Consider the following 17,624-nt stretch of genomic DNA (forward strand, 5'->3'; position numbering starts at 1 on the left):
GCATGTTCTGAGAGATGACAATGACCCGCACCATGACCGCGCGCCGCCGTGCGCGCCTGGCCGTCGGCGTGACCGCCGGTGCCGCCCTCGCCCTCGCCCTCCCGCTCGCCGCTTCGGCACACGTGCACGTGACGCCGGAGGAGGTCGCCGCCAACGGCTCGACCCGTATCGACTTCTCGTTCAGCCACGGCTGCGACGGGTCGCCCACGACGGCACTCGTCGTCGACATCCCCGCCGAGGCACAGGGCGCGACCCCCGTCATCGACGGCGCGTGGACTATCACGACCGAGGCGGGCGAGAACGGCATCCCCACACGCGTGACGTACACGGCGGTCGCGCCCATCCCCGACGCGTACGCAGCCTCTGCCGGCATGAACGTGATCTTCCCCGGCTCGGCCGAGGGCGAGAGCTTCGCCTTCCCCGTCACGCAGCAGTGCGAGACCGGCGAGGCCGCCTGGGTGCAGGTCGCTGAAGACGGTCAGGACCCGGACGACCTCGAATACCCGGCTCCCGTCGTGGTCGTCGGAGCAGCGGCGGCCGACGCGCACGACGGACACTCCGAGGGCGGCCACTCGTCCGGCGACACCGCCGATTCCGGTACCGAGACCGCCGCGGCATCCGCTCCGGCGGCCGATCCCCTGCCCATCTGGCTCTCGGCCGGGGCTCTCGTCGTCGCGGCCGCAGCGCTCGTCCTGGCCATCACCCGCCGACGCGCCTGAGCACACCCGGGGCGGGCGCGTCAATCGACGCGGCCGCCCCGGAACCGGGGTGAGACAATGGTCGCAATGCCTACCGACGCCCCGAACCTCCCTCCCGTCCTCCGCCCCGAGAGTCCGCCGCGCCGCTCCCTGACAGAGCTCGCGGCGCACGTCGGCGGGCGGATCGTCGGCGCCGCCACCGACGTCACCGTGACGGGCATCACCCTCGCGACGGCAGATCTACGCCCGGGCGAGGCTTTCGTCGCGATCCAGGGTGGCGTCCGGCACGGTGCCGAGTTCGCAGCGCAAGCCGCCGCGACGGGCGCAGCGGCCATCGTCACCGACACTCGCGGGGCCGAGCTCGCCGCCGACGCCGGTCTGCCCATCGTCGTCGTCGACGATCCGCGGGCCCGACTGGGCGAGCTCTCGGCCTGGGTCTACGGAACCGGCCGCGAGGACCGTCTCCCCCTGCTGTTCGGCACGACCGGGACGAACGGCAAGACCAGCGTCTCTCACCTCATCGAGGGGATCCTCGGTCAGCTCGGAGTCGTCACGGGCCTGTCCTCGACGGCGGAGCGCCACATCGCGGGCGACGTCATCGTGTCGCGGCTCACGACCCCCGAGGCCTCGGAGTTCCACGCGCTGCTCGCCCTCATGCGCGAGCGCGGCGTCGACGCGGTCGCCGTCGAGGTGAGCGCGCAAGCGCTGACCCGGCACCGCGTCGACGGAGTGGTCTTCGACGTCGCCGGTTTCACCAACCTCACCCACGACCACCTCGACGACTACCGAGACATGGCGGAGTACTTCGAGGCGAAGCTGCCGCTCTTCCTCGCGGACCGGGCGCGACGCGGGGTGGTGTGCCTCGACTCCGACGCCGGCGCGCAGATCGTGGCGCGCGCGGAGATCCCCGTGACGACGATCATCACCCCGGCGATCGCCGAGACCCCCGCAGCGACAGCGGACTGGACCGTCGAGATCGTCGAAGAGCGGCAGGACGGCACCGAGTTCCGGCTGGTCGGGTCCGGTGGCCGACAGCTCACGACGACGGTTCCGGTGATCGGACGGCACATGGCCGCGAACGCCGGTCTCGCGATCGTCATGCTCCTCGAGGGCGGATACGCGTGGGACGAGCTCGTGCGCGTGCTCGACGGGCACCGCATCGATGCGCACCTGCCCGGCCGCACGCAACGCGTCTCGGGCGACCGCGGGCCGGCCGTGTACGTCGATTTCGGGCACTCCCCCGACGCGTTCGAGAAGACCCTCGCCGCCGTGCGGCGCGTGACCCCCGGGACCGTCGTGATGGTGTTCGGCGCCGACGGCGATCGCGACAAGACCAAGCGGCACGACATGGGGGCGACGGCTGTCCTCGGCAGCGACATCCTGATCGTGACCGACCACCACCCGCGCTTCGAGGATCCCGACGCGATTCGGGCCACCCTGCTCGAGGGCGCTCGGCGAGCGCGACCGGATGCCGACATCCGCGAGTCGTCGCCGCCGGAGAAGGCGATCATCGAAGCCGTCTCGCTCGTCGGAGAGGGCGACGCGATCCTGTGGGCCGGCCCGGGACACCAGGACTACCGCGACATCCGCGGAGTCCGCACGCCCTACTCGGCTCGCGAGCTCGCTCGTCGAGCGCTTCGGGATGCCGGCTGGCCGGTGCCCGAGCCCAGTTGGGCCGTGCCCTACGCCGACTGAGCGCGGTTGTGGTCGGACCACTGTGAAAAATCGGCGGTCCCCCGCCGTCCTGTCGCTACCGTGCACGATCGCCACACCCTCTGCGGCCCGGGCGTAACGTCGGTCGCAGGCACGCCGCGGCAGGCACGACCAGCGCCTTCCCCGCTCCCCGGCGGGCCTTCCGACAGGACGAAGGACCCACGATGAGCACAGTCATCCCGACCACGACAGCACACGACGACGACGCGGTCCCCGCCGCGTGGGAGGGCTTCGCCCCGGGCCCGTGGCAGGACGACATCGACGTCCGCGACTTCATCCAGCGCAACTACGAGCCCTACACCGGCGACGCGTCGTTCCTCGTGGGACCGACGGCCCGCACGACCGGGCTCTGGCAGACGCTCAGCGAGATGTTCCCGGCAGAGCGCGAGCGCGGCGTGTACGACGTCGACGCCCTCACCCCCTCGACGATCACGTCGCACGCTCCGGGCTACATCCGGCGCGAGGACGAGCTGATCGTCGGTCTGCAGACCGACGCGCCGCTGCGTCGCGCGATCATGCCGAACGGCGGCTGGCGCATGGTCAAGGGAGCCCTCGAGACGTACGGCTATCCGGTCGACCCGACCCTCGAGACGATCTTCACGCGCTACCGCAAGACCCACAACGACGGCGTCTTCGACGTGTACCCGCCGGCCGTCCGCCGAGCCCGCAGCAGCCACATCATCACGGGCCTTCCCGACGCCTACGGTCGCGGCCGGATCATCGGCGACTACCGGCGCGTCGCGCTGTACGGCACCGACGCGCTCGTGGCGGCGAAGAACGTCGAGCGGGCGGAGCTCGACATGCACCCCTCGACGGAGAACATCCTGCGCTCGCGTGAGGAGAACGCCGAGCAGATCCGCGCCCTGCACGAACTCGCCGAGATGGCCGCCTCGTACGGCTTCGACATCACCCGGCCCGCCGCCACCGCCCGCGAGGCGATCCAGTGGCTGTACTTCGCCTACCTCGGGGCGGTGAAGGAGCAGAACGGCGCCGCGATGAGCTTCGGGCGCAACACCGCGTTCCTCGACGCCTACATCCAGCGCGACATGGCGCGCGGCATCCTCACCGAGGTCGAGGCGCAGGAGCTCGTCGACGACCTCGTCATCAAGCTGCGCATCGTGCGGTTCCTCCGCACGCCCGAGTACGACGCGCTGTTCTCCGGCGACCCGACCTGGGTGACCGAGTCGATCGGCGGTGTCGGCGAGGACGGACGCACGCTCGTGACCAAGACCGCCTTCCGATTCCTGCAGACGCTCTACAACCTCGGCCCGGCACCCGAGCCCAACCTGACGGTGCTGTGGACCGACGCGCTGCCCGACGGCTTCAAGGAGTTCTGCGCGCAGGTCTCGATCGACACCTCGTCGATCCAGTACGAGTCCGACGACCACATCCGCGCGCTGTGCGGTGACGACGCGGCGATCGCATGCTGCGTCTCGCCGATGACGGTCGGCAAGCAGATGCAGTTCTTCGGGGCTCGGGTCAACCTCGCCAAGACTCTCCTGTACGCCATCAACGGCGGACGCGACGAGGTGAGCGGCAAGCAGATCGCGCCGGCCGCCGCCCCCGTCTCGGGAGACGTGCTCGGGTACGACGACGTGCGCGAGCGCTTCCGAGTGATGATGGAGTGGCTCGCCGAGACGTACGTCGACGCGCTCAACTGCATCCACTTCATGCACGACAAGTACGCCTACGAGCGTCTGGAGATGGCGCTGCACGACGGGAACGTCCTGCGCACCATGGCATGCGGCATCGCCGGCCTCTCGGTCGCCGCCGACTCGCTCTCGGCCATCAAGTACGCGAAGGTCGAGCCGGTGCGCGATGCGTCGGGTCTCGTCGTCGACTACCTCGTCCACGGCGACTTCCCCACCTTCGGCAACGACGACGACCGCGTCGACGAGATCGCACGCGAGCTGGTGTCGGACTTCATGTCGATGATCCGCAAGCACCAGACATACCGCGACGCGGTCCACACCCAGTCGGTGCTGACGATCACGTCGAACGTCGTGTACGGCAAGGCCACGGGCAACACCCCCGACGGACGCCGTGCCGGCCAGCCCTTCGCCCCGGGCGCGAACCCCATGAACGGGCGCGATACGCACGGGATGCTGGCGGCGGCGCTGTCGGTCGCGAAACTGCCCTTCGACCAGGCCCAGGACGGCATCTCGCTGACCACGACCGTGACGCCGAGCGGGCTCGGGCGCACGCCGGACGAGCGGGTCCGCAACCTCGTGGGACTCCTCGACGCGCAGATGGCCTCGGACGGCTACCACCTCAACGTCAACGTGCTCACGCGCGAGACGCTGGAGGACGCGATGGTCAACCCCGACAAGTACCCGCAGCTGACCATCCGGGTCTCCGGCTACGCGGTCAACTTCGTGCGACTGACCCGAGAGCAGCAGCTCGACGTCCTCAGCCGCACCTTCCACACGGGAGTCTGAGTCCCGTGTCCGCCATCCTGGTGCCGGGCGCGGCCTGCACCGCCGATCTGAGCGACCCCCGTCACGACCGTCTCGCCGCACGACGGTCCGGGCATGTCGCGAGCGTGCACTCCTGGGAGCTCGTCACTTCCGTGGACGGCCCCGGCACCAGGATGACCCTCTTCCTCGCGGGATGCCCGCTGCGCTGCCAGTACTGCCACAACCCCGACACGTGGCGTCAGCGTGACGGCGAGCTCACCGAGCTCGATGACATCGTCGCCCGTCTGCGCCGGTACCTGCCGGTCTTCCGGGCGACGGGAGGAGGACTGACGATCTCCGGCGGTGAGCCGCTGCAGCAGGCGGCCTTCGTCACGCGCCTGGCCCGGGCCGCCGCCGAGCTCGGCGTCCACGTCGCCATCGACACCTCGGGGAATCTCGGTCGCGCGGCATCCGATGCGCTGCTCGACGACGTCTCGCTCGTCCTGCTCGACGTGAAGTCGGGCCTGCCCGACACCTATCGCGAGGTCACCGGGCGCGACCTGCAGCCGACGATCGACTTCGGCGACCGCCTGGCCGCTCGTGGCACGCCCGTGTGGATCAGGTTCGTGCTCGTGCCCGGACTCACGGATGCCGTGGAGAACGTCGACGCCGTCGCCGACATCGTCGCCCGATGGCAGAACGTGCACCGCGTCGAGGTCCTGCCGTTCCATCAGATGGGTACGTCGAAGTGGGAGCGACTCGGCAGCCCCTACCCGCTCGCCGGGCGACCGACGCCGGATGCCGAGCTGCTCGCGCGGGTCCGCGGTCAGTTCGCGGCGCGAGGCCTCACCGTCTACTGACGGCGGCCGTCATCGCGTCGCACCGATCGCGCGGTCAGCGGCGTTCCGCGCCCACGACTCGGCCTCCGCGAGCGACTCCCGTGTGAGCTCGCTCGGCGGACGGTGCGCGTCGACGACGCGCTCGACGGTCTCGACGATCCCGAGGAAGCTCAGCGCCCCGGCGTGGAACGCCTCGACGGCCTGCTCGTTCGCGGCGTTGAACACCGCCGGGTAGGTTCCCCCCTCTCCGCCCACGCGCTTGGCGAGGGCGACAGCCGGGAACGCTGCGTGGTCGAGCGGCTCGAAGGTCCACTCGCCCGCACGTGTCCAGTCGAGCGGAGCGCCGACGCCCGCGACTCGGCGCGGCCAGTCGAGGCCGAGCGAGATCGGCAGGCGCATGTCGGGCGGCGAGGCTTGGGCGATGGTGGAGCCGTCGATGAACTCGACCATCGAGTGCACCACCGACTGGGGATGCACGACGACGTCGATGCGGTCGTAGTCCACGCCGAACAGCAGGTGGGCCTCGATGACCTCGAGCCCCTTGTTGACGAGCGTCGCGGAGTTGGTCGTCACGACGCGTCCCATATCCCAGGTGGGGTGAGCGAGCGCCTGCGCGGGGGTCACGGCGGCCAGCTCGTCGCGCCGGCGGCCGCGGAACGGCCCGCCGGATGCCGTGAGCACGAGCCGGCGCACCTCGTCGGACTCGCCCGACCGCAGGGCCTGCGCGATGGCGGAATGCTCGGAGTCGACCGGAACGATCTGACCGGGCGCGGCGAGAGAGGTGACGAGCTCGCCGCCGACGATCAACGACTCCTTGTTCGCGAGCGCCAGTGTTCGACCCGACTCGAGCGCGGCGAGAGTGGGCCCCAGCCCGACCGACCCGGTGATGCCGTTGAGCACCACGTCGGCGTCGACATCACGGACGAGACGTTCCGCATCAGCCGCGCCGAGTGCGGTGCGGGTCACCCCGAAGCGAGCTGCCTGCTCCTCCAGCATCCGCGCGTTCGACCCGGCGGCAAGCCCGACGACCTCGAACCGGTCGCGCCGGGAGTCGATGACGTCGAGCGCCTGCGTCCCGATCGAACCGGTGGAGCCGAGGATGACGACGCGACGCATCCCGTCAGCCTAGGTGCTGCGGGGGTGCCGGGTTGATTGGCGCGGCGGCGGGCGACCTCAGTCTGCGGCCGGCGCGGGCGTGCGCTGGACGCCGAGGATGTCGACGACGAAGACGAGCGTCTCGTTCTGGAGCTCGCTGCCCTCCTGCGCGCCGTAACCCGCGGCCGGCGGGATGACGACGAGCACCTGCGAGCCGACCTGCTGCCCCTCCAGGGCCTGCTGGAAGCCGGCGACGACCCCGTTCGTCGGGAACGCCGCAGGCTGGCCGCGGTCCCAGCTCGAGTCGAACACCGAGCCGTCCGACCACTTCACGCCGGTGTACTGCACGAATGCGGTGTCGCCGGGCTGGATCGTGGCGCCGTCGCCGGTCTTCAGGTTCGCCAGCTTCACCTCGGTCGGCGCGTCGGTGCCGGGGAGGGTGATGGTGGGGGCGCCGTCGTCGGCGAGCTCGACCGTCGGCATGCCGTCGACGGGCGCCTGGTCGGCGCCGGTCGCCCGAGTCGGGAGCTTCTCGACGCCCTCCGCGACGACCACCACGGCCGTCCGGCCCTCGCCGAACGCCGACCCGGGAATCGCCAGAGCCGCCGTCGAGCCGAGCGGGGCGCACTCGAGCGCCGCGACGAACACCGAGTACTGCTGGGTGTCGAGCAGGACCGGAACCAGCCCGGAGTCGTCGGGCGAGGTGTCGCGCGACTGCTCGAGCAGTTCGCCCGTCGCGCCGTCGTAGATCGCGTAGGACCCCGACACCAGGTCGCCCGAGTGGAGGTCCTCGCCGTCGCCGCGGGTCGTGAGCGTCCGCTCGATCTCGGCGGGCTCGAGGCCCGGGTCGACCGTCGCCGTCAGCTCGGGCGCCGCGCCCGACACCTCGATGCTGTCGGAGGACTCCCCCGGCTGGGCGTCGACGAGGCACTGCTCCGACCCGCCGGAAGCGTTGGGGCTGGGCGACTCGGTGGCCGTGTCACCGCCCGCGCAACCGGCGAGCGCAAGCGCCGAGACGGCGACGACGGACAGAGCGGCGAACGGGCGCAGACGCACGGAGAACCTCTTCGATCGGGGAGACGGAACTGTCATCCTCTCGCACCAGCATCAGTGCGCGCTGAGAACCCGGGGCGCCCTCCGTCAGCGTTGTGGATTGCGACGGGGCGATGTCGGAGGCCCGTGGCAATATTAGAACATGCATTCGAATGGCGGGCTGAGCGGCGGGATGGGCAGCGACGCTGATGTCGCTGAGCTCGCGATGCTGGTCGCGGATGCCGAGGGGGCGGCGGACGTGGTTCGGGCTGGCCAGGTGCGTGAGGTTCGGGTGCTCGCCGCCGCTGGGGTTCTCGCGGAGAAGCAGGCCGCCGGGTCGTCGGAGAGGGTCAAGGCGCGGGAGATGGCGCTGCGTGGAATCGCCGCGGAGCTGGCTGGGGTGTTCGTGGCGACCGACCGGACCGTGCAGCGCCGCATCGATGAGGCGCGGGACCTGGTGGAGAACTATCCGGTGACGATGGCGGCGTGGGAGGCGGGGCGGATCGTCCGCGGGCATGTGCGGGTCATCCAGGAGACGGGATGCCTGGTGCCTGCGGAGGAGCGGGCGGAGTTCGAACGCGTCGCGATCGAGCGGTGTGAGGGCGAGACACCCAACCGGGTGCGGGACACGTTGCGGATGATCGCCGAGCGGATGCACCCGCGGACGTTCACCGAGCGACATGAAGAGGCCGCGGCGGGGCGGTGCGTGCGAGTGCAGGCAGGCGCGGATGGGATGTCGAATCTCATCGCGACCCTGCCGACGGTGATCGCGGATGGGATTGTCGACCGGCTGACGCGGCAGGCCCGGGAGATCATCAACGTGCGGCAGCACGCCGACGCGGCGGGCGTTGACGCGATCGGCGCTGACGCTCGAGCCGACGCGCTGGGCGCTCGAGCCGACGCGCTTGACGCTCGAGCCGACGCACGAACCGACGCCAACGGTGGCGGCCGCGATGCCGATGCGACGATTCGCGACGGGTCGTCGTTCATCGACGATGCCCGCACGATCGACCAGGTCCGCGCCGACGTCTTCAGTGACCTCCTCCTCGCCGGCACACCCGCCCTCGACCCCACCGCGACCGGCGACGGCGACGGAACCCTCGGAGCCATCCGCGCGCACGTGCAGGTCGCCGTGTCTGCGCTGACGCTGACGGGCCAAGACGAGGGTCCCGCGGATCTCGCCGGTCGCTCCCCCATCGACGCCGCAACCGCACGGGAGCTGGCGGGCAACGCCACCTCGTGGGACCGGCTCCTCACCCACCCGGTCACCGGAACCGTGCTGGAGTGCGACACCTACCGGCCCACCGCCGCCATGGTGCGACTGCTGCGGGCCCGCGACCGGCACTGCCGATTCCCCGGATGCCGGCAACCCGCCATCCGCTGCGAGCTCGACCACACCATCGCCGCATCCGAGGGCGGGCCAACGCACGTGCGTAACCTCGCCAACCTCTGCAAACGACACCACGACGTCAAACACCACACCCGCTGGCGAGTCCGACAGCTCCCGGGCGGGCGGCTCGTCTGGACCTCACCGACCGGACGCGTCTACCGCGACGACGCACCGCCACCATTGGTGGCGTTCACGACCGCGGGTCCACCCGGACCGGGAGCTCCACCGTTCTGACGATCCGTACTCGATACGGCCTCGCCCGCCCACGTCGGTCGTGTGCGCTCGCACAACATGTCCGCGTAGTTATGCGTTCCGCAGTAGCCTCGTCTGGTGAACGCTGACGCAACCGAGCCGCAGTCCGGCGAGCCCGGCGAGCACGACGAAGCCGCAGCCGCCGTCGAAGCAGTCCCGGGAATCGGTCTCACCTACGTGATCGGCCGGTGGGTGCTCGCACCGCTGGCTCGCATGATCTACCGGCCGCGCATCGAAGGACGCGAGCACTTCCCCCGGAAGGGCGCCGTCATCCTGGCGAGCAACCACCTCTCCTTCATCGACTCCTTCGTGATCCCCATGGCGTCGCCACGCCCGGTGCGGTTCCTCGCGAAGTCGAGCTACTTCGACGGGACCGGATTCCGCGGGTGGCTGTCGCGCGAGTTCTTCTACGCTGCAGGCGCGTTCCCGGTACGCCGCGGAGCAGGCCAAGCCGCGCTCGATGCCCTGGACCAGCAGAAGAAGATGCTCGACGCCGGATGGTCGACGGCGCTCTACCCCGAGGGCACGCGCTCTCTCGACGGCCGCCTCTACAAGGGGCGCACCGGTGTCGCTTTCCTCGCGCTGCAGACCGGCGCACCGGTGATCCCCGTCGGACTCATCGGGACGAGCGACATCATGCCCGTCGGGGCGAAGTTCCCGCGGCTCCGTCCGCGGGTGACCGTCCGCTTCGGCGAGCCACTCGACCTCAGCCACCACGGTTCGGCGGACTCCGGTCGAGCCCGCCGCAACGCCACCGACGAGATCATGGCTGCCATCCACGCCCTGTCAGGTCAGGAGCTGGCAGGCGCTTACAACGAAGCCCCGCCGCAGAACACCGTCGAGCGGATCAAGCAGGCTCTGCCGCACGAACGCCGCTGACCAGACAGGTCACTCCTCGCCCGAGACGAGGATCGTCGGCTCGTGGCGCACCGGGAAGTTCACCGAGTTCGCGATGAAGCACCAGGCATTCGCCTGAGCGTGCGCCTCGAGCGCCGCCTCTCGCATCGAGGCCTCCGCGACGACGACCCGGGGTCGCAGGACGACCTCCGCGAACGCGCCGCCACCCCGCCCGTCCTCACGCATCGTTCCCGTCGCGTCATCGGTGTACGAGACGACGACGACCCCCGCCGTCACGCACGCGTGAAGGTACGACAGCAGGTGGCATTCGGAGAGCGCCGAGAGCAGCAGATCCTCCGGGTTCCACCGGGTCGGGTCTCCGCGGAACGGCTTGTCGCTCGACGCCGCGAGCGACGGCTTTCCGTCGATGCTCAGCGTGACGGCCCGGTCGTAGTCTCGGTAGCCGCTCGTTCCGGTGCCGCGATTCCCGGTCCACTCGGCCCGGACGGAATAGCGGTGCTCACCCAACATGCAGACAGTCTGACACGCGGCACGGCGGGGCCCGCGACGGTAGGCTGTCGGGGTGCCGCAGACCTTCGCCGTTCCCGCCGCCGTCGAGCTCGCGGTCGTCGAGCGCAGCGGTTTCATCGAGTCCCGTCACGCCGGCGCAGCGGTCGTCCTGGGAGCCGACGGCAGCCCGATCCGCACCCTCGGCGACGTAGACGCACCGATCCTGCCGCGCTCGACCCTCAAGCCCCTGCAGGCACTCGCCAGCATGACCGCCGGAGCCTCGCTCGAGGGGGAACGGCTCGGCCTGGCCACCGCCAGCCACTCCGGCACCGATCGGCACGTCGCGGTCGTCCGCGGCATCCTGAACGACGCAGGCCTCGGCGAGGACGATCTCGGCTGCCCACCGGCCTGGCCCGGCGACACCGCCACGCGCGACGAGATCGTGCGGGAACTCGGCACCCCCACCCGCATCCGCATGAACTGCTCGGGCAAGCACGCCGCGATGCTGGCTGCGTGCGTCGCGAGCGGCTGGGACACCGCCACGTATCTCGACCCTGAGCATCCGCTTCAGGTGCACACGCGGGAGGTCATCGAACGACTGACCGGCACGAAGGCCTCGGCGATGGCGATCGACGGATGCGGCGCCCCCGTCTACGCGATGAGCCTCATCGCGCTCGGGCGCGCGATCCAGCGCATCGGCACCGCGAGCGAGCGTTCGCCGTTCGCACTGCACCGCATGGCTGGTGCCCTCGTGCGGGCCGTTCGCGAGAATCCCTGGACGATCGATGGTCCCGGGCGACCCGACACCGTCGCGATCGAGCGACTCGGAGTCTTCGCGAAGACGGGCGCCGAGGGCGTGCTCGTCATGGTGGCCCCCGACGGAACCACGGTGGCCCTCAAGGTGCTCGACGGCAACGGCCGCGCCGCGTCGGCGATCGCGCTCACCCTGCTGGTGCGGGCAGGCGCCCTCGAGGCCGCACCCGTAGCCCGCGTGATCTCTCATCTTCCGCTGACCGTGCTCGGCGGCGGACAGAACGTCGGCATCATCCGGCCGACGGTGTAGCGGCTCCTCACGAGGGAGCGCAGAAAGGACTGCCATGCGCATCAGCGTTCCCAGCGAGGTCAAGAACAACGAGTACCGCGTTGCGCTCACACCATCGGGTGTGCACGACCTCGTCGTCAACGGCCACGACGTGTTCGTCCAGCGCGGTGCCGGCGAGGGCTCGTCGCTGCCCGATTCGGAGTACGCCGACGCCGGAGCAGTGCTGCTCGACGACGCCGACGAGGTCTGGGCGCGCGCCGAGCTGTTGCTGAAGGTCAAGGAGCCGATCGCGAGCGAGTACCACCGCTTCCGCGATGACCTGGTCCTGTTCACCTACCTGCACCTCGCGGCCGACCGCCCGCTCACCGAACGGCTCGTCGAGAGCGGCATCACCGCCATCGCCTATGAGACCGTGCAGCTCCCCGGCGGGGGCCTGCCGCTCCTCGCACCGATGAGCGAGGTCGCCGGCCGCCTCGCCCCGATGGTGGGCGCCTCCACGCTGCTCCGCTCGGCCGGCGGTCTCGGCCTGCTCATGTCCGGTGTCCCCGGCACCCGGCCCGCCGCGGTCACGGTCATCGGAGGCGGAGTGGCCGGCGCGAACGCCGCATACATCGCGGCCGGCCTCGGCGCGGACGTGACGATCTTCGACACCAACATCCAGCGCCTTCGCTTCCTCGACGACCACTTCCAGGGGCGGGTCAAGACCGCCGCCTCCAACCCGCTCGATCTCGAACGCGCGGTCGTGGCTTCCGATCTCGTGATCGGATCGGTGCTGATCCCCGGCGCCAAAGCCCCCAAGCTCGTGCGCAACGAGACCGTCGCACGCATGCGACCGGGTTCGGTGCTGGTCGACATCGCCGTCGACCAGGGCGGCTGCTTCGAGGACACCCGGCCGACGACCCACGCCGATCCCACCTTCCGCGTGCACGACACGGTGTTCTACTGCGTCGCGAACATGCCCGGCGCTGTGCCGAACACCTCGACCTCAGCTCTCACGAACGCGACACTCCCCTACGTGCGGCAGATCGCCCGCCACGGCTGGCGCCGGGCGCTGAGTTCCGACCCGGCGCTCGCGGCCGGACTCAACACCGCCGCGGGCCAGGTCGTGAACGAGGGCGTGGCAGCAGCGCACGATCTCACGGCAGGCTCGCTGGCCGACGTGCTGGGCTGAGAGGCAGGACGACCCGGCGGACACGATCCGTCCGCGTGTCGATGACCCACGCGCGCCCGCGGCCCGGCGCGGCGTAGGGCGGCAACCGCCGGCTGCCCGTCACGAGCCGCAGCTCGGACCCGCAGGCGGCGTCGACCACGAGCTGAACCCGCGTCTGCGCGCCTGCCGCCGCGCCGCGCCAGCGACCGATCCATGCCTCCGGGGTGCCCCACACGACCCTCCCCGGGCGTAGGGATGTCGTCTGCTCCACAGAGGTGACCTCGAGGCCGCGACTGCGCCAGTGGTCGAGCACCGCCTGCGTGGCGCCCGTGGGCGGTGCCACGAACGCTGTGGCGAAGCTCGGCTCGAACACACCGGGGAGCGCTGCCTCGACGGGCGGCGGAGGAACGTCGCCGGGATCGGCGAACTGGACGAGCGCACCACCCCATCTCCCCCGCCCCGCCGGCGCCGACGGGTCGTGGTGCGATGGGTCACCGCCGAACGAGACGTGCTCCGACCGCGAGACCGCTGTGAGCACCGCACGATCGGGCAGGAGGTCGATGATCCTCCCGACGGCTCCCGTTATCCGCTGCGCCGCGCAGATGAACTGGATGCCGCGGGCTCGAGCGTCGCGCGCGACGCGTTCCAGGATCGCCGCCGCGGCGGCGCTGTAGTCGTCGGGCAACGCCGCGAGCAGGCGGTCGAGATCGTCGACGACGACCACCCAGCCCTCCGGAACGTCGTCGAGCACGGTGACGACGTCCCACGCCGCCTCGAGGTCGCCGGGTACCCAGCACAGCCGGTCGGCGGGCACCTGTGCCGCGATGGTTCGCAGGAGCGTCGTGCGCCCCGACCCCGCGCGTCCGAGCACCCCTGCTCCTGGCGCACGTCCGTCGAGGACCACGACGCGCCGACGCTGCTCTGCCGGCTCGTCGGCCACACCCAGAACGAGGGCGCCCTCCCGCCGCACGTCGGCCAGCGCGATGTGAGCGGGCAGCGGCGGCAGCCAGGGGCGACGGGCCGGAGTCGCTCCCGCGGCGGCTCGAGCGATGTCCGCAATGGCCTCGGGAGGACACAGACTCACCCGCAGCAGATGCGGCTGCGCGTCCGCCGGACGCTTCACCAGCGCGGCACCGCGGTCCGCGCGTCCGCCGGGCAGTGCCGCAGCGTCCGCCGAGCCGAGCACGGCCCGCGACTCCGCGCCATCGGCCACACGCAGGGCGATCCGCAGCGGCGCATTGGCGAGCACCGCTTCGCGGTACCCCGCCGCACGCTGCGTCGCCAGCACGAGATGCATCCCGAGCGCGCGGCCGCGTGCGGCGATGTCGGCGAACACGTCGTGCATCGCGGGGTGAGCGGCCGTGAGCGCGGCGTATTCGTCGACGACGACCACCAGCCGCGGCAGCGCATCGGACGCCTCGGCGATGTCACGTGCCCCGAGCTCGGCCAGGACGCGTTCCCGGCGCCGCACCTCGGCGGCGAGGCTCTCGATCGCACGCACAGCGTTCCGGTCGTCGAGATCCGTCACCACGCCTGCCACGTGCGGCAACGACGTCAACGCGTCGAAAGCCCGACCGCCCTTGAAGTCGATGAGCAGGAAGTTCACGCGCGACGGCGGCGAGGCCCGTGCGAGCGACGCGATCCAGGTCACGAGCAGCTCGCTCTTCCCGCTGCCGGTAGCCCCCACCACGACCGCGTGCGGCCCATCGTCGACGAGATCGACGATCACAGGACCGCCGCGGCCGGCTCCGAGAACCGCGGTGATCCCCGCGCCGCCGGGGCGAGGAAGATCGTCGAACGGCAGTGGCGTCACGTCGTCGCCGCCCACCGCGGCGGCCCGTTCGCGGAGCAGCGCGACGATCGTCATCGCCTGGGCCCGGCCGATCGTCTCCGGACGCAGCACCGAGGAGGAACCGCCATACCCCAGCACCGCTTCGTCGACGCCGGAGACTCGCACGACGGCGGCGCATCGCGGGGGCGGGGTAACCGAGTCGACGCACACGATCGCGATGTCGGCATCCGCGGGTGGCACCCCTGACCCCCACCAGAGCCGCAATCCTGCGAGCACCGACGCGTGCGGGAGCTCTCGGGCCCAGTCCTCGGCCGCGGCGACGAGCGAGACTTCGCCCGGCCCGTGGACGAGGCAGATCTGTAGCACGAGAGCTCGCGCGATCGACGCCGCGGGCGCCGCGGGCCCGACGACCGCGATCCCCGCCGTGAGCGGGACCGTGACCGGCGCGTTGCGCACGGTGGCGGCGGCCTGCCGGAACTCCGGCGGCGCGTCACCATCGACACGCGTGCGCGACGGCGCGTCGCCCGATCCCACGACCACCAGGTCGCGGGTGGGCCTCGGACGCCACAGGTCGTCGGGGGCGGCGAGGAGTCGGGCGACATCCGGCGTCGTGCGCCAGCGGTCGGCGCGCTCGTGTGCGTGGCGCTCGTTCAGCTCGGCGTGAGCGGACCGCAGGCCGGCAGCGGCGCTCCCCGCGGAGCTCCGCCGCTCTCGACGCGCCACGCGCATCCCGTCGAGCAGCGAGGCGACCGCGACGAGGGGCCCGAGCGCCGCGAACCACAGCACCGTCGGCGACCCCGTCATCTGCCAGAGCAGGACGGCACCCGCCACCGGGACCGCCAGCGCCCACACCGGGAGCGGCGGACGCCGTGTCTCAGGCCGCGGCGGCGGCAGCCGGATCGGGTCGTCGAAGGGGACGGTCGGATGCACGCGTCCGAGTCAAGCAACGCACTCGTGGTGCCGCTCTCCTAATGGCGCAGGAGGTGGAGAGCCGGGTTCAGTCCGCGTTCGGGGAGGAGGCGTCGTCGGCGCTGCGGAAGTGCGCGTCGAGCACGATGATCGTCACGTTGTCGCGACCGCCGTTCTCGAGCGCGGCGGTCATCATCGCCGAGACCGCCGCAGCGGGATCGGGGTTCTCGAGCAGGAAATGCAGGATTCCGTAGTCCGTCAGCTCCTTCGTGAGCCCGTCGCTGCAGATGACGAACCGGTCGCCGTCGACGACATCCAGACGCACGTAATCAGGAGTGACACCGTCGCTCGGCCCGACGGCGCGCGTGATGACGTTCCCGTACGGGTGCTGCTCCGCCTCCTCGGGGCTGAGCCGCCCCGCGGCGACGAGCTCCTGGACGACGGAATGGTCGGTCGTGACCTGAGCGATCGCCTGGTCGCGCAGGAGGTAGACCCGCGAGTCGCCGATGTTCAAAGTCGTCCACTGCGGTTCGCCGTCGACGATGTCGAGGTACACGCCGGTGACGGTGGTGCCGGTTCCGTCGTCGGTCGTCTCGGGGTGATCGGCGATGTCGCCGACGGCCCGCTCGAGAGCCTCTTCGATGTCTTCGGGAGTGACGACGCCGCGATCGGCGACACCACGGAGACGATCGACGGCACTCGCGCTGGCGATCTCGCCGCCGATGTGTCCGCCCATGCCGTCGGCGACGATGAACAGCGGATACTGCGCGAGAACGGCATCCTGGTTGCTGTCGCGTCGACGTCCGGTATCGGTCGCGGCGGCCCACCGGAGTTCGATCGCACCGGACGGGACGTCCACGATCCGGGATTGGGTCGTGGGGTCGGGCACGCTGTCACTCTTCTTTCGTCGACGGATGGGCGTGTCACACTCTAGTGGACGCACCCGTGGTGCGGGATTCCGTCAGCCCGCGGCGGGGTCCGACGGAAGCGGGAAGAGCGAGTCGATCGTCGCCAACTCATCGGCGCTGGGCTGCCACGCCGAGGCCGCCGCGGCGTTCGAGCGCACCTGCTCGGGAGAGGTCGCGCCGGCGATCACGCTGCTCAGCGCGGGCTGCGCCAGGAGCCAGCCGAAGGTCGCGTGCACCATCGTGATGCCCCGCTCATCGCAGAACGAGCGGTAGGCCTCGATGGCATCCCACGGCGCGTTCTCCCACAGGTGACGCCGCTCCCGAGCGACACGCGTGTCGGCGGGAATGTGATCCCGCGTGAACTTCCCGGTCAGCAGGCCGTTGTGCAGCGGGAAGTACGGCAGGAAGCCACGGCCGAAGTGCCGGACGGCCGGCAGCACCTCTCGCTCGGCGGCGCGCGCGAGCAGGCTGTAGTGATTCTGCGCGGAGACGAACGGCACATCCCCGCGGGCGCGTGCGACCGCCTCCGCCTCGGCGATCTGCCACCCCGCGAAATTGGAATGGCCGATGTAACGGATCTTCCCTTCACGAACGAGTTCCGACAGCGCGTCGAGCGTCTCCTCGATGGGCGTCTCGGGGTCGGGCGTGTGCAGCTGATAGAGATCGATCCAGTCCGTCTGCAGACGCTCGAGCGACGCCTCAACCGCTCGACGGATGTAGACGCGCGACCCCTTGGCGCCGGGCAGACCGAGGTCCACCGCACTGTGGCCGAACTTCGTGGCCACGACGACGCGGTCACGGCGCCCGCGCAGCGCTTCGCCCATCAGAGTCTCGGACAGGCCGGGCTCCCCGCCGTAGATGTCGGCGGTGTCGAAGAAGGTGATGCCGGCGTCGAAGGCGGCATCCAGCACGGCGACCGTGCCGTCCAGCGTCTGTGTGGGCGTCCCCCGCCGACCGAAGTTGTTGCATCCCAGCCCGACGGCCGAGACGAGAAGGCCGGAGGTTCCGAGTCGCCGGGTCTGCACTGCGTCGTCCATCCTTCCACCGTAGACCCGGGGCAC

At 71.1% G+C, this 17,624-nt stretch carries 14 protein-coding genes; 8 read left to right on the forward strand and 6 right to left on the reverse strand.

Annotation, left to right across the window (positions count from 1 at the left end; all coding sequences use genetic code 11):
- Positions 1 to 20: 20 nt before the first annotated feature.
- From CBF90_RS06660 to pflA, 4 genes are all read left to right on the forward strand, one after another.
- Positions 21 to 719: a DUF1775 domain-containing protein gene (locus tag CBF90_RS06660; RefSeq protein ID WP_088380197.1), complete on the forward strand. Its 699-nt coding sequence runs from the start codon at positions 21 to 23 to the stop codon at positions 717 to 719.
- 66 nt (positions 720 to 785) lie between these two features.
- Complete coding sequence (locus CBF90_RS06665; RefSeq protein ID WP_088380198.1) at positions 786 to 2,393, forward strand: Mur ligase family protein; 1,608 nt, start codon at positions 786 to 788, stop codon at positions 2,391 to 2,393.
- Between the two features lie 182 nt (positions 2,394 to 2,575).
- The gene (gene pflB, locus CBF90_RS06670; RefSeq protein WP_023955163.1) at positions 2,576 to 4,849 is read left to right on the forward strand and encodes a formate C-acetyltransferase; all 2,274 of its coding nucleotides are present in this window, start codon (positions 2,576 to 2,578) and stop codon (positions 4,847 to 4,849) included.
- 14 nt (positions 4,850 to 4,863) lie between these two features.
- Positions 4,864 to 5,667 carry a pyruvate formate-lyase-activating protein gene (pflA, locus tag CBF90_RS06675; protein WP_242435616.1) on the forward strand — a complete coding sequence of 268 codons (804 nt, stop codon included), beginning with the start codon at positions 4,864 to 4,866 and terminating at the stop codon, positions 5,665 to 5,667.
- A 9-nt stretch (positions 5,668 to 5,676) separates the two neighbouring features.
- Here pflA and dxr read toward each other — a convergent pair whose 3' ends face one another.
- Both dxr and CBF90_RS06685 read right to left on the reverse strand, forming a co-directional pair.
- On the reverse strand, positions 5,677 to 6,762 hold the full coding sequence (dxr, locus tag CBF90_RS06680; RefSeq protein ID WP_088380199.1) for a 1-deoxy-D-xylulose-5-phosphate reductoisomerase: 1,086 nt from the start codon (positions 6,760 to 6,762) through the stop codon (positions 5,677 to 5,679).
- A gap of 57 nt (positions 6,763 to 6,819) precedes the next feature.
- On the reverse strand, positions 6,820 to 7,797 hold the full coding sequence (locus tag CBF90_RS06685; RefSeq protein ID WP_088380200.1) for an FKBP-type peptidyl-prolyl cis-trans isomerase: 978 nt from the start codon (positions 7,795 to 7,797) through the stop codon (positions 6,820 to 6,822).
- A gap of 139 nt (positions 7,798 to 7,936) precedes the next feature.
- Between CBF90_RS06685 and CBF90_RS06690 the strand changes: the two genes are divergently transcribed.
- Complete coding sequence (locus tag CBF90_RS06690; protein ID WP_242435606.1) at positions 7,937 to 9,397, forward strand: HNH endonuclease signature motif containing protein; 1,461 nt, start codon at positions 7,937 to 7,939, stop codon at positions 9,395 to 9,397.
- Between the two features lie 180 nt (positions 9,398 to 9,577).
- Positions 9,578 to 10,294 carry a 1-acyl-sn-glycerol-3-phosphate acyltransferase gene (locus tag CBF90_RS06695; RefSeq protein WP_233494961.1) on the forward strand — a complete coding sequence of 239 codons (717 nt, stop codon included), beginning with the start codon at positions 9,578 to 9,580 and terminating at the stop codon, positions 10,292 to 10,294.
- A 9-nt stretch (positions 10,295 to 10,303) separates the two neighbouring features.
- On the opposite strand, the gene CBF90_RS06700 is transcribed toward CBF90_RS06695, so the two are convergent.
- Positions 10,304 to 10,783 (reverse strand): OsmC family protein, encoded by a 480-nt coding sequence (locus tag CBF90_RS06700; RefSeq protein ID WP_023955175.1) that lies wholly within the window; start codon positions 10,781 to 10,783, stop codon positions 10,304 to 10,306.
- A 52-nt stretch (positions 10,784 to 10,835) separates the two neighbouring features.
- Here CBF90_RS06700 and CBF90_RS06705 point away from each other — a divergent pair, with 52 nt between their 5' ends.
- Complete coding sequence (locus CBF90_RS06705) at positions 10,836 to 11,825, forward strand: asparaginase (protein WP_023955177.1); 990 nt, start codon at positions 10,836 to 10,838, stop codon at positions 11,823 to 11,825.
- A 34-nt stretch (positions 11,826 to 11,859) separates the two neighbouring features.
- Positions 11,860 to 12,975: an alanine dehydrogenase gene (gene ald, locus CBF90_RS06710; RefSeq protein ID WP_088380202.1), complete on the forward strand. Its 1,116-nt coding sequence runs from the start codon at positions 11,860 to 11,862 to the stop codon at positions 12,973 to 12,975.
- Here the strand turns inward: ald and CBF90_RS06715 are convergent.
- The 3 genes from CBF90_RS06715 to CBF90_RS06725 form a co-directional block, all read right to left on the reverse strand.
- Entirely contained in the window at positions 12,941 to 15,676 is a 2,736-nt protein-coding gene (locus CBF90_RS06715) for an FtsK/SpoIIIE domain-containing protein (protein WP_088380203.1), read from the reverse strand. The two genes, ald and CBF90_RS06715, sit on opposite strands and share 35 nt — an antisense overlap.
- A 67-nt stretch (positions 15,677 to 15,743) precedes the next feature.
- Positions 15,744 to 16,544, reverse strand: a complete 801-nt coding sequence (locus CBF90_RS06720) for a PP2C family serine/threonine-protein phosphatase (RefSeq protein ID WP_023955184.1) — start codon at positions 16,542 to 16,544, stop codon at positions 15,744 to 15,746.
- A 72-nt stretch (positions 16,545 to 16,616) separates the two neighbouring features.
- Positions 16,617 to 17,600, reverse strand: coding sequence for an aldo/keto reductase (locus CBF90_RS06725; protein WP_088380204.1), 984 nt, complete (start codon positions 17,598 to 17,600; stop codon positions 16,617 to 16,619).
- Positions 17,601 to 17,624 lie beyond the last annotated feature (24 nt).

This window comes from Microbacterium sp. AISO3, assembly GCF_002204305.1.
Lineage (GTDB): Bacteria > Actinomycetota > Actinomycetes > Actinomycetales > Microbacteriaceae > Microbacterium > Microbacterium arborescens.

What these genes read in the sequence shown, in the direction of transcription:
- CBF90_RS06660 (WP_088380197.1), top strand. Translation starts at nt 21, where the DNA reads ATGACCCGCACCATGACCGCGCGCCGCCGTGCGCGCCTGGCCGTCGGC.
- CBF90_RS06665 (WP_088380198.1), top strand. Translation starts at nt 786, where the DNA reads ATGCCTACCGACGCCCCGAACCTCCCTCCCGTCCTCCGCCCCGAGAGT.
- pflB (WP_023955163.1), top strand. Translation starts at nt 2,576, where the DNA reads ATGAGCACAGTCATCCCGACCACGACAGCACACGACGACGACGCGGTC.
- dxr (WP_088380199.1), bottom strand. Translation starts at nt 6,762, where the DNA reads ATGCGTCGCGTCGTCATCCTCGGCTCCACCGGTTCGATCGGGACGCAG.
- CBF90_RS06690 (WP_242435606.1), top strand. Translation starts at nt 7,937, where the DNA reads ATGCATTCGAATGGCGGGCTGAGCGGCGGGATGGGCAGCGACGCTGAT.
- CBF90_RS06700 (WP_023955175.1), bottom strand. Translation starts at nt 10,783, where the DNA reads ATGTTGGGTGAGCACCGCTATTCCGTCCGGGCCGAGTGGACCGGGAAT.
- ald (WP_088380202.1), top strand. Translation starts at nt 11,860, where the DNA reads ATGCGCATCAGCGTTCCCAGCGAGGTCAAGAACAACGAGTACCGCGTT.
- CBF90_RS06725 (WP_088380204.1), bottom strand. Translation starts at nt 17,600, where the DNA reads ATGGACGACGCAGTGCAGACCCGGCGACTCGGAACCTCCGGCCTTCTC.